The sequence below is a fragment of the Maribacter hydrothermalis genome (genome assembly GCF_001913155.1).
Classification (GTDB): domain Bacteria; phylum Bacteroidota; class Bacteroidia; order Flavobacteriales; family Flavobacteriaceae; genus Maribacter; species Maribacter hydrothermalis.
Genome location: NZ_CP018760.1, coordinates 1,372,283 through 1,384,952, shown reverse-complemented (window position 1 = coordinate 1,384,952; position 12,670 = coordinate 1,372,283). Strand labels below are relative to the sequence as shown.

Annotated in this window: 11 protein-coding genes; 2 read left to right on the top strand and 9 right to left on the bottom strand. The window is 34.1% G+C overall.

Translation table 11 applies throughout. The features are described 5' to 3' along the window. Positions 1–6: 6 nt before the first annotated feature. The 5 genes from BTR34_RS05930 to surE form a co-directional block, all read right to left on the bottom strand. Positions 7–2,019 carry a ComEC/Rec2 family competence protein gene (locus BTR34_RS05930; RefSeq protein ID WP_068487391.1) on the bottom strand — a complete coding sequence of 671 codons (2,013 nt, stop codon included), beginning with the start codon at positions 2,017–2,019 and terminating at the stop codon, positions 7–9. Between the two features lies 1 nt (position 2,020). Continuing rightward, complete coding sequence (locus BTR34_RS05925; RefSeq protein ID WP_068487389.1) at positions 2,021–2,593, bottom strand: C40 family peptidase; 573 nt, start codon at positions 2,591–2,593, stop codon at positions 2,021–2,023. A gap of 68 nt (positions 2,594–2,661) precedes the next feature. Next, positions 2,662–3,783, bottom strand: coding sequence for a lipid-A-disaccharide synthase (gene lpxB, locus BTR34_RS05920; RefSeq protein WP_068487387.1), 1,122 nt, complete (start codon positions 3,781–3,783; stop codon positions 2,662–2,664). 1 nt (position 3,784) lies between these two features. Next, positions 3,785–4,069 carry a hypothetical protein gene (locus tag BTR34_RS05915; protein WP_068487386.1) on the bottom strand — a complete coding sequence of 95 codons (285 nt, stop codon included), beginning with the start codon at positions 4,067–4,069 and terminating at the stop codon, positions 3,785–3,787. 34 nt (positions 4,070–4,103) lie between these two features. After that, the gene (surE, locus tag BTR34_RS05910) at positions 4,104–4,877 is read right to left on the bottom strand and encodes a 5'/3'-nucleotidase SurE (RefSeq protein ID WP_068487384.1); all 774 of its coding nucleotides are present in this window, start codon (positions 4,875–4,877) and stop codon (positions 4,104–4,106) included. A 191-nt stretch (positions 4,878–5,068) separates the two neighbouring features. Between surE and BTR34_RS05905 the strand changes: the two genes are divergently transcribed. Beyond that, entirely contained in the window at positions 5,069–7,207 is a 2,139-nt protein-coding gene (locus BTR34_RS05905; RefSeq protein ID WP_068487380.1) for a carboxy terminal-processing peptidase, read from the top strand. Positions 7,208–7,284: 77 nt separating this feature from the next. Here BTR34_RS05905 and msrA read toward each other — a convergent pair whose 3' ends face one another. Together msrA and msrB are read right to left on the bottom strand one after the other, a co-directional pair. Continuing rightward, positions 7,285–7,824 carry a peptide-methionine (S)-S-oxide reductase MsrA gene (gene msrA / locus BTR34_RS05900; protein ID WP_068487378.1) on the bottom strand — a complete coding sequence of 180 codons (540 nt, stop codon included), beginning with the start codon at positions 7,822–7,824 and terminating at the stop codon, positions 7,285–7,287. Further along, positions 7,817–8,275: a peptide-methionine (R)-S-oxide reductase MsrB gene (gene msrB, locus BTR34_RS05895; RefSeq protein ID WP_068487377.1), complete on the bottom strand. Its 459-nt coding sequence runs from the start codon at positions 8,273–8,275 to the stop codon at positions 7,817–7,819. Before msrB ends, msrA begins: the two co-directional genes overlap by 8 nt. A 90-nt stretch (positions 8,276–8,365) precedes the next feature. Here msrB and BTR34_RS05890 point away from each other — a divergent pair, with 90 nt between their 5' ends. Next, complete coding sequence (locus BTR34_RS05890; protein WP_068487375.1) at positions 8,366–9,178, top strand: DNA/RNA non-specific endonuclease; 813 nt, start codon at positions 8,366–8,368, stop codon at positions 9,176–9,178. Here the strand turns inward: BTR34_RS05890 and rodA are convergent. Both rodA and mrdA read right to left on the bottom strand, forming a co-directional pair. After that, the gene (gene rodA, locus BTR34_RS05885) at positions 9,175–10,458 is read right to left on the bottom strand and encodes a rod shape-determining protein RodA (RefSeq protein WP_068487373.1); all 1,284 of its coding nucleotides are present in this window, start codon (positions 10,456–10,458) and stop codon (positions 9,175–9,177) included. The two genes, BTR34_RS05890 and rodA, sit on opposite strands and share 4 nt — an antisense overlap. Next, the gene (mrdA, locus tag BTR34_RS05880) at positions 10,448–12,316 is read right to left on the bottom strand and encodes a penicillin-binding protein 2 (RefSeq protein ID WP_068487372.1); all 1,869 of its coding nucleotides are present in this window, start codon (positions 12,314–12,316) and stop codon (positions 10,448–10,450) included. The genes rodA and mrdA overlap by 11 nt, the downstream gene beginning before the upstream one ends. Positions 12,317–12,670: the final 354 nt, after the last annotated feature.

Genomic DNA, 12,670 nt, shown 5'->3' with positions numbered 1-12,670 from the left:
ATTAGTTTACTCAAAATAATAAGCTCCCTTTTCACCAGTATAGTGAAAAGGGATTTTGTTTTTTAAACAAGTCGTTTTCCATCGGTCAATATAACTTTTGTAATTGCTGCCATCGGCAATAATTTCTTTTGGATGAATACTGTCGATTATTCTTTCAAGATTAATTTTTGGAGAATGTGTTAAAAGAATTTTATCCGTTTTTTCTTTTGGGTAAATGCCAGTACTATCAATTATAAGAAGTGACATTTTTTCTTTCGTATAACTATTTTTTAAGGAATCGAAAAGAACAGAGTGTATTCGTTCAGCCGTTTTATAATCATTAATTAAATAGTCAATATTTTTTGTTTGACTATTTAAGATGGATAAATTTTTACCGTATCTATTTAATAAAATACTATTTCTTGACTGGTGTAATACTATGGTTTCTGTAATCTTATTTGCGTTATATTCTTGATAAATGGCCCAACCTTGAAAGCAAATAATACTAATTAGAAATAATGCAATTCGTTTACTAGAAAATTTATAAAACAGATTAATACCTAAAAAAAGAACAAGGAAAGATAAAATAAGCTGGCTAAAATCAAAAGAAATTGAACTAAAAATAAAATGCTCTTGTTCTGCTACCCAGGCAATAAGACTATTCATTACACCTATAATTTTATTATAAAGCCAAACGAGTTGAACAGGTAAGAGATTAAAAACGGAAAGAAAAATAACAAAAATTCCGATACCTAAAATCACTCCCAACGCAGGTACAACAATTAAATTAGAGATGAAAAAGAGTCCAGGAAATTGATGAAAATAAAAAAGACTAATGGGTAAAACCCCTAATTGTGCAGCGATGCTTACACAAAGCAATTGCCAAAAATAGCGTACTACTTTATTTTTAGGAAACCACAAGTCTCGTAGTATAGGGAATATCCAAAGTATAGCAAAAACCGCGGCATAACTCATTTGAAAACCTACTTGAAACAATAAATTAGGGTTAATGAATAGCAGGATAAAAAGCATGGATAGCGCTAGAATATTAAACGTATTGCTAGGTCTATTTAAGTAAAGTGCATATGCTACAAATGTAAACATAGTAGTTGCCCGTATTATACTAGCTGAAAGCCCTGCGATAAAAGCAAATACCCACAAAAAAAAGACTGACAGTATTAAGATGATGGTGTTGCCATTGGGGATATTTTTAAAGGGGCTTAATAAAAACTGGATAAGTATAAGAAGAATACCAATATGTAATCCTGAAACGGCTAAAATATGCACGGCACCTGCCTTTTGATAATTACTATATGTTTCTTCAGAAATGTCTGAACGTTGACCTAACAATAATGCTTGAACAACACTCAGTTCTTCAGGACCAAAATTTTCCTTTTTCAGGTTATTAATAATATAATTTCGTGCTTTAGCAGCTATTCCTATTAAAGTGGTATTTTGGTTTTGTGTTATTATAAACTCTTTGGAACTTATTTGCATTTGATGATAAATACCTAAGTCTTGTAAATATTTTTTATAGTTAAACTGATGCGGATTTAGGGGTGGGTCAATATTTTCAATTTTTGAGAAGGTTACTATTTCATCATCAATTTGTAATAAGCGACTAATTGAATCTTTTGGGATTGTAATTAAAATAGAACCGCTTATTTTTTTACCGTCACAACTTTTAACCGTGGCATAATAACGGTTTGCAAAATTATTCTGTTTTAATATTTCATTGATTTTTAACGTCCATTCAGCACTTTCTAAATTATGTAATTTACTATAATGATTTGTGTTGTTAATAGGCTGTGATACTGTATAGCAAAAGATGCCAAGTGTAATAAATGCTAGGGCTGCACTAATACCAAAAAGCAAAGTTTTTGTATTTTTTTCAAATACAAATACCGTAGCAAATAAGACAAAAAGAGAAATTGTAGCGTAAAGGAGGTAAGTAAGATGGAAAGAAAAAAAACGGCCAATTAATATTCCGGCAATCAGTAGTAGCGTTAATCTTATAGGAATAAACGCTAAGAGTTTCATTTTATAATATTCTAGTGGCCTTTACAAAAGCTTGGTTCCAGAATCCGTCGCGTAATGAAGATACTATAACACCTCTAGAAGTAGAGGCATGAATAAATGTAATTTCGTCGTTATTTGTACCTACGACCATACCTACATGGTTAATACGTTTAGAGCCTCTACTGGTTTTGAAAAAAAGAAGGTCCCCTTTCTCCACATTTTTCACAGTTATTCTATGACCTTCTTCAGCCATATGAAATGAGGTTCTTGGTAATTTAACATCGTGCTCTCCAAAAGAAACATATAGTAAGCCAGAGCAGTCCATGCCTTTTGTTGTAGTGCCTCCAAATTTGTATCGAACCCCAGAGTAAGATAGCGCTGTATTTATAATTTGTTCAGCTTTAGAATCACTTAAGTTTTTTGGAATTTTGGGTTCGGACGACTTGCTCGGTTCTGAAACTGTACTATTTCCAGTTCTGGCGTTATCCGCGGCTGCAACAGAAATTCTTCGTTGATTATCAGTGCTAGTAGTTTTTTTACTTGAACCACAACTAGCTAGTAAACATGCTATAATAAAATAGGGTAGTATACGCATAAACACAAGGTGTACTCTTTAGTACCTGAACTTTAAAAGTAGATAATTATTTTATAAAAATGTAATACCTAGTTAATTTTAGTGTTTTCAATTATTAATGAAGCAGCCAGTGCACTGGCTCCAGACCCTCCCAACTTAGAGATTAGCTCATCATAAGAAGCCAATTGTTTAGTTCTAGTTTTACCATCTAAAATTAAACCCAGTTCCTTCTTGAGATTTTGTTTCGTAAAATTATCTTGTATCAATTCTTTTACTACTTCTTTCTGCATTATTAAATTTACTAAGGAAATATATTCTAAAGTTATAATCCGCTTAGCTATTTGGTAAGAAAACCAATTAGCTTTATAGCAAACAACTTGTGGCACTTTAAATAGTGCAGTTTCTAAAGTTGCTGTGCCACTAGTAACTAACGCTGCAGTTGCAATAGATAACAAATCATATGTTTTATTTTGTACATACTTTACGTTGGCATCTTTGAGAAAAGGGGTATAAAATTCTTTGTCTAAACTTGGAGCACCAGCAATTATAAATTCATATTCAGAAAAAGAATTAGTTAATGAAAGCATTAATGACAACATTTTCTGAACCTCTTGTTTACGACTTCCAGGTAAAAGGGCTATAACAGGCTTGTTAGGGTCAATGCCATATGTGGATCTAAATAACGATTCATTTAATTCTGGTCTGTTTTCAATAGCATCTAGCAAGGGGTGTCCAACGAAATGTACGGGGTAGTCATGCTTTTTTTCATAAAACTCCTTCTCAAAAGGCAGTATTACATGCATGTGATCAACTGTTGCCTTAATTTTTTCGATTCTACTTTCCCTAGAAGCCCATATTTGTGGAGAGATATAATAATTGGTATTATAGTTCTTTTCCTTAGCCCATTTTGCAATTCTTAGATTAAAACCAGAGTAATCAATAAAAATGATGGCATCGGGGTTAAATGCTTCAATATCTTGTTTGCAAAATTTAATATTTTTAAAAATGGAATTTAAGTTCATAAGAACCTCTAAAAACCCCATGAATGCTAGTTCCTTGTAATGCTTAACTAAATTGCCACCTGCTTGTTGCATTAAATCGCCTCCCCAACAGCGTATATTGGCATTTTTATCTTGATTCTTCAATGCCTTTATTAAATTAGAACCATGTAGATCACCAGAAGCTTCACCTGCAATAATGTAATATTTCATTTTAAAAAATCTTGTAATAAAGAATTAAAAATGCAGTTAAAATAGTAGCCATTAAAACACCCCTTGCTCTGTGGTCTCTTTTAATTCTTAAAAAACCAAAAAAGGAAATTAAGTTTAAAATGGCGCCTAATGCCAAAAGGCTTCCAACGTGCCCTTGTGCTACAGCAGCTTCATAAGTTTCAAAAATACTTAAGTCCGAGAATAGAAGTATGTATAATAATGTGCCAATAGTATTGGCTATGATGCCTACTAGAAAGCCAATGATAATTTCTTTTTTGGTGTTCATTTATAATAGTTGAACTTAATTGTTATTTAATATTTTATAAGTCCCAGGAATTCAACTCTTGAATTACATGATGTGCGGTTAAATCGAAATGGGTAGGGACAACTGAAATATATCCGTTTGCCAATGCCCATTCATCTGTATCTTCCCCTTTATCCAATAAAAGAAATTCACCGGTTAACCAATAATAGTCCTTGCCCATTGGATTGGTTCGTTTATCGAATTTTTCTTTCCAATTTGCTTTTGCTTGTCGGCAAATTTTTATGCCTTTAATTTTCTTCTTCTTTAGTTTAGGGATATTAACATTAAGGACCGTTCCTTTAGGGATTCCATTTTTTAATGCTTGGGATACAATTGTGAAAATGAAATCCTGTGCTTGAGAAAAATCAGCTTCCCAAGTATAATCACAAAGTGAAAAACCAATGGCAGGTATACCTTCAATGCCGGCCTCTATTGCTGCGCTCATAGTGCCAGAATAAATTACATTTATTGAAGAATTAGAACCGTGGTTTATACCGCTAACGCATATATCGGGCTTTTTTGGCAGTAATTCTTGCAATGCTAATTTAACACAGTCTGCCGGTGTGCCACTACAACTATATTCGTCTATGCCTTCACTATCCAAATCAATGGTTAGCTTTTTAGAATATAAAGTACTGTCTAGGGTTATGGCATGTCCCATTCCAGATTGCGGACTATCGGGTGCCACTACAACGACCTCTCCAATGGTTTTCATAATAGATACTAACATGCGCAGGCCTGGTGCTGTAATTCCGTCGTCGTTGGTAACTAAGATCAATGGTTTTGCCATAGCATATACTTTCTAAAGTAAAAATACGTTTTTATAAGTGATAAGGCCAAAGTGCCGTTTAACAAAAAATTAATTCCTAGCTCCTTTATTGGCATGGTTTTTTCTTTATCTTAGACATTTATGTAGCTATAACGCTACAAATAATATTAAATACGGAGATATTGAAGAAGAAGAAGGTAAAAGATAATTTTATGAAGAGAAATTTAGCTTATGTACTGCTTTTAATGCTCGTTGCGGTAGCTTCGTGCAGTTTTACAAATAAGACTTTTGAGAATGATGATAAGGACAAGTTGTTATTAGATTTAATCACATACGTTTTAGAAAAAGGGCATTATGAGCCAAAAGCGCTTAATGATGAGTTTTCGGTTAATGTATTTGAAGATTTTATTGATGTTATAGATCCAACAAAAAGGTATTTTATGGCATCTGACATTGCAGAATTCGAGAAATATAAATATCAGATAGATGATGAAATCAAAAATACCGATATTACTTTCTTTAATGTTGTGTATGAAAGGTTAATGCAACGTATGGGAGATGCTAAGGATATTTATAAAGAAGTTTTAGAAACACCATTTAACTATGCTGATAACGAAAGTATAAGTATTAAGTATGAAGAAGAACCTTTTGCAGCTAATAGAGACGAACTTAAAGAACGCTGGAGGAAACAATTGAAATATGCCACTTTAGGAACCTATGATTCTAAAATAGTTCATATGGAAAATAAAGATATTGAATCTACAGATGAACACGATCATGAAGCACATTCATTAGAAGAGGCAGAATTGGATTCAAGACAATCTACAGAAGCAACGTTAGATGAGTTTTTTGATTTTGTTGATGATTTGGAACGTAAAGATTGGTTTGTACAATACATAAATACCATTGTAGATGAGTTTGATCCTCATACATTTTACTTTGCGCCAGAAGAGAAAGAGAAGTTTGATACTAGTATGTCTGGAAAATTCGAAGGAATTGGCGCAAGACTTCAAAAAAAATCGGAAGGTGCAAAAATTGTAGAAATTATTTCTGGTGGACCGGTATGGAGAGATCAACGGTTAGAAGTAGGTGACGAGATAATCAAAGTAGGTCAGAATGGAGAAGAGCCAATCAATATTGTTGGAATGCGTTTAGACGATGCCATTAAATTGATCAAAGGTGCTCAAGGTACTATCGTAGATTTAACAGTACGTAAAGTTGATGGTTCTTTAGATGTTGTTTCTTTAACCAGAGATGTGGTTGAACTAGAAGAGTCTTATGCTAAATCAGCGAATATTATTAAAGGGCAAGAGAAATTTGGAATTATAAATCTTCCAAAGTTCTATGTTGATTTTAATGATTATAACGAAAGAAATGCCGCTACCGATGTCGCAAAAGAAGTTGAGCGTTTAAAGGAAGAGGGTATGGAAGGTTTAATTTTAGATTTACGTGATAATGGTGGAGGATCGTTAAAAACTGTTGTGGAAATGGCAGGCCTTTTCATAAAAGACGGACCAATAGTACAAGTACGATCTAAAGGAGATGGTAAGGAAGTATATGATGATAAAGATGAAAGAATACAATGGGATGGTCCATTGGTAATTTTGGTAAACGAATTATCTGCTTCAGCTTCTGAAATTCTGGCAGCAGCAATGCAAGACTATAAAAGAGCTATTGTAATAGGAAGTAAGCAAACTTTTGGAAAAGGAACGGTGCAAAATGTTATTCCATTAAATAACATGCTGCGTAATAATGATCATGGAGATTTAGGGGCTATTAAAATTACAACACAAAAATTTTATCGAATTAACGGTGGCTCAACCCAATTAGAAGGTGTAAAGAGTGATATTATTGTTCCAGATAGGTATAGCTATATAGATTTAGGAGAAAGAGACCAGTCCAATCCGTTAGGGTGGGATAAAATTACCCCAGCAGATTATAAGTCATGGGGAGGTTATATAGATTATGAAAAAACCATAGCCGATAGTAAAAGGAGAATGGAGGCTAGTCAGCAAATTAAATTGATAGAAGAGAATGCAAAATGGTTGAAAGCCGAGCAAGATGAAACTGAAATTTCTCTAAATTTCGAAACTTATAAAGAAGAAAAAGAAAAGGATAAAGAGCAGTCGGATTACTTTAAAAGGTTAACTGATTATGATTCTAAACTTACTTTTAAGTCTTTAGGTTATGAAGAGCAGTTGTTTACTAAAGATTCTGTATTACGTGAAAAGCGTGATAGATGGCACAAAAATTTAGCTAAAGATGTATATGTGGAGGAAGCTGTTAATGTGTTAGAAGATTTAAAACTTAATACAATTAAGCAAGGTAAATTAGCTAGCGTAAAAAATTAGGTTAAGGAAGATATTATAAAGTTGAAAGCCGCTGCATTCTAAAATGTAGCGGCTTTTTTTTATGTATTAAAAATTTTCTACTTCAGTTTATCGGCATGTAACTTTCTAAGCTTTGCTAATTTTGGATTAATTACAACTTGGCAATATCCTTGTTCAGAATTATTTTTATAATAATCTTGATGATAATCTTCGGCTTCATAGAATGTGCCTAGCGCACTCAATTCGGTAACAATAGGCTTTTCGTAAATCACCTGCATTTCATCAAGTACAAATTTTGCTTTTTTCCGTTGTTCATTATTATGGAAATAGATAACAGAACGATATTGAGTACCGGTATCAGCACCCTGTCTGTTTAAAGTAGTTGGGTCATGTGTAGTCATGAAAATGATAAGAATATCTTCATATGAAATAATTGATGAGTCAAAAGTTACTTGCACCACCTCGGCATGTCCTGTTAATCCCGAACAAATTTCTCTGTACGTAGGTCTACCTGGAGCTTTGCCCCCTGTATAACCGGAAACAACTTTATGAATACCTTTTACTTCTGCGAATACAGCTTCGGTACACCAAAAACAGCCACCACCAACAGTGGCGATCTCTATGTTCGTATTACCCATTTAACCCCTCCTTTTCTAATTGCATAGATTCAGAGTTAATGCAGTAACGCAATCCACTAGGTTCAGGACCGTCTGGGAATACATGACCTAAATGGCCATCACATGTATTACACATTACTTCTACCCGTACCATTCCGTACGATACATCTTTATGGTATTTAATTGCGCTTTCTTTAATAGGTTGTGTAAAACTTGGCCATCCTGTGCCAGATTCAAATTTAATTGTAGAATCGAATAGGGAAGTGCCACAACAAACACATTCATACTTACCTGCTTCATGTGCGCTACAAAGTGCACCCGAATGTGGGGCTTCAGTTCCTTTTAATCGAGTAATTCTAAACTGTTCAGGAGTTAGGCTTTTTTTCCATTCCTGTTCTGTTTTTTCAACTCTTCTATCAGGCTTAGGGTTGCCATTCACCGAAAAATGAATAATATCTTTCCAAGTTAACATCATAATTTTCCTTTCGTTTAGACTTTAAATATTAAGGTTATTGGTCGGTAAATTGCCAAGTATCTTACAAAATTACGGTAATTTTGGCGTATGGCATACCGTAAAAGAACTGGAACTCTTTATAGCATTTTAATCGTTATATGTGTAGTTGGCTTTTGGCTATTTGAAAACTTCTATACACCTGCTTCGTATTCCAAAAACAATAATAGTTCAACTTACAATGATTTTCCAAAAGAGCTACTACCCTTATCGTCCACAGGAGAAATTATAAACCATGAACATTTTACCTTGTCCTATAATGAACCGTATGAACAAGCGGAATGGGTGGCTTATACATTAGATAAAAGTCACCTTACCTACGATGATAGAAAACGACCATTTTTCATAGAAGACCCTTATGTTTCAACGAAATCCGCAGATTACAAAAATTACAAGGGATCAGGTTATGATCGCGGACATTTAGTGCCAGCTGGTGATCGCAGATTTTCTTTACAAGCCTATAACGAAACGTTTTATACAAGTAATATAAGTCCGCAAAACAGGGAGTTTAATGCGGGTATTTGGAACGACCTAGAGCAACAAACAAGACGCTGGGCAAAGAAATATGGAAGGTTATATGTATTTACAGGTGGAGTACTTGAAAGTGGGTTAAAAGAGATAGGGCAAGAAGATGTAGATGTGCCTAATGTTTTTTATAAGATTATTGCACGTAAAAAGGGGGATAAGATATATACCTTGTCTTTTTTGATACCTAATAGACCTCAATTTACATCTCTGCAGAATTTTGTGGTATCTATTGACGAAATCGAAAAAAAGACAGGAATCGATTTTTTTGTTGAATTACCAATAAACCAACAAGAGGCTTTTGAAGGTAGTAAAAACACAACTGGTTGGAAATTCTAGAAACTCTCTTTTAATCTATTAGTATCCAAACGTAAGAAAATAAACAGCAAAATAGTAAAGAATAGCAATCCGGATCCACCATAACTAAAGAAGGGTAATGGAATACCGATAGTTGGTAATATGCCGATAACCATGCCTATATTAATAAAGTAATGGATAAGAAGTACAGATATTACACCGTACCCGTACATACGGGAAAAAGCATTTTTTTGCCTTTCCGCCAGATAAATCAATCTAAGAAACAGTATTGTAAATAATAGAATTACTGTGCCAGTACCTATAAATCCCCATTCTTCACCTACGGTACTAAAAATGTAATCGGTATCTTGCTCCGGCACAAAATCTCCTTTTGTTCTTGTTCCTTCTAAAAAACCTTTACCAAAAAATCCGCCAGATTCAATAGCTTTTTCGGATTGGTAGGTATTATAACCAATTGTTTTTCTAATCTGTTCTAGTTTTTTTGGGTCTTTTTCAAGGCGTAGCCATAAACTAAAACGATCTCTATGGCGTTGTTCAAAAACGTTGTTAAAAACGAAATTTACAGAAAGTGAAAAGAGAATTATAGCAACACTAATAAGTGATAAAGGAATAATCGGAATTTTAAAGGACTTCTTTTTTAAACCAAATAATAGTATGGTCAATAAAGCTAAACCTATGATAAGCCATATGGTACCGAACATTAAGGTAATAACAAATATTAGGATAAGGCCTAAAATAATTGCCAAATAAAATAGCGGAAGTCCTTCTCTAAAAATCACAAAAATTAAAGCAAAGAATACAAGAGCGCTACCAGGGTCTGGTTGTGGAATAATAAGTATTGCGGGTATTAGTATAATTAATAAGGCGTATAGTTGGTCCTTTCTGCGTTTTATATCGGTTTGTATATCGCTCAGGTATTTGGCAAGCGCTAATGCGGTAGCTACTTTTGCCAACTCAGAAGGTTGTAGGTTGAAAAAACCAAGGTCGTACCAAGATGTCGCTCCAGCTATTGTTTTACCAAATACAAATAGCCCCAAAAGGGACATCATAGAAATTAAATAAAAGATACTGGAAAATCGTTCGTAAAAATTAACCTCTAGAGCGAGTATAATTATAATGGAAACTAAACTTACTCCTATGAAAAATAATTGCTTTCCATATCGTGTGCCAATATCGAAAATAGAACTTTGCTCGTCTATGAATGTACTGGAATAAATATTGATCCAACCAATTAATACAAGTGCTAAATAGATGAAAACACTTAACCAGTCTATACGTTTTAGAATACTTCTACCAGACACGCTCGTTTATTTTAAACTCCTCCCCACTATAGGGTTTCGCATATTCGGCTTCCAACGTTTTTTCTAGCATTCTTTTTTCAAGATCTTTTCTGGTAATCTCTCCTTTTAGATATTTTTCAATCATTAAAGAGGCAATGTGCCCAGCGTATCTAGAACCAAAATATCCATTCTCAATATATACGGCAATTGCAATTTTTGGATTTTCAACTGGTGCAAAGGCAACAAAAACAGAGTGATCTGTTAACTGAGTACGTACCCCGTCTATTTTGGTAAAATTTTCGGCAGTTCCCGTTTTACCTGCAATTTCAATTCCAGGAACTTGTAATCTAGCGGCAGTACCTTTTGTATAAACATCTGCCATACCTCTTACTACGGGTTCAAAATATTTTGGGTCAACAGTAGTGTGCTTTGCTTCCGTAAATTTTGGTTCGGTAATATCTTTACCTTCTATTTTCTTTAAAATATGTGGTGTAAAATAGTAGCCTCTATTGGCAATAGCAGCCGTCATATTTGCTAGTTGCACTGGGGTCGCTAAAATTTCACCTTGGCCTATAGAATTTGAGATAATATAAGATGAACTCCATCTGTTATCACCATACCACTTGTCATAATATTCTTTATCAGGTATTCTGCCTTTTTGACCAAAAGGTAAATCGTAGCCCAGGTAATCACCAAGTCCAAAACTACGCATGTGTTTTTCCCAAACATCCATGGCGTCATCCGTTGTATCGAATTTTTCAAAAATCTTTCTGAATGTTCCAGCGAAATAAGCATTACATGATAGGTAAATTCCTTGGTTCATATTGCGTGATCCGCCGCCACAGTGGCAGCCTCTTTTTTTCTTACCTACGTAAAAACCATGGTAACATTGAATGGTGCTCGATTCATCGATTACGCCTTCTTGTAATGCAATCAGGGCATTTAACGTTTTAAATGGTGATCCAGGTGGTTGCTGCGCATGTATTGAGCGGTCCCATGTAGGGTTTGCAATAGTATCGTTATAAAGCTGGGTGTAATTTTTAGAACGTTCTCTGCCAACTAATAAAGCGGGGTCGTAAGTAGGTCCTGAAATCATAGATAGAATTTCGCCTGTAGCGGGTTCTATAGCAACAATACCACCTCTTTTTCCATTCATTAAAAGTTCACCGTACTCTTGAAGTTTTTTGTCAATAGTAATACTTATTTGTTTTCCTTGTTCAGGTAACGTATCTAAAGTGCCGTTTTTATATGGGCCAATATCTCTATTAAATCTGTCTTTTTGAATGTATTGTACACCTTTTCTGCCTCTTAAAAGATCTTCATAATATCTTTCTACGCCGGTTCTACCTTTAAGTTCTCCTTGTACATAGTATTTGTTTACGGCAAGATCACCTTCATTTACTTCGCTAATATAACCAAGAACATTTGCAGCACTTGGCGTGTCGTAATATCGCAATGATCTTTTTTGTATGTAAAAACCTTTGTATTTCCGCATTTTCTCCTGCAGCTTGGCATAATCTTGCTTAGATAATTGAGGTACCAAAACGGAAGGCAATCTAGGGGAGTAAACTCTAGCTTTTTTTAATTTTTCTATAAACTTATCTTTTTCCAAACCTAGTAAGCTACAGAATTCTAAAGTGTCCAATGGTTTCACTTCTCTTGGTATAACCATGACATCGTAAGCTGGGTCATTACCTACTAACAGACTTCCGTTACGGTCATAAATATATCCGCGTTCCGGATAATCGTAAATTGCTTTAATTGCTGGGTCTTCTAATATCTGAGCTGTTGAAAAGCTAAATATTTGCAAATAGGATAGCCTTCCCAAAAAAGTAATTGCGATAACAATGATAATGGACGATAAAAGAATTTTTCTCATTCTTTTTTACTACTGAATAATGTGCTAAACAATATACATAAAATCAAAGTGGTGATACCCACGCTAACGGTTTTTTGTAGAATTAACAAACTATTCGAGAAGTTGAAAATTTCTAAAGTAAAGTATACCAAATGATGTATTATAATCAATAACGCTAAAAACGTAAATTGTTGTGCCTTAGTGCTATTGTTTAACTTAAAACTTTGAAATTCGTAATTTACTCCGAAAACAAAACGCATAATAGTTGGGCGTAAGTAAGCTATTGTAAGGGTTGCAGCAGCATTGATTGCGAGAGTATCTGAAAAAATATCAACAAAAAGCCCTAAGAAAAAGCAAAGTATTATGAAAGTTGTT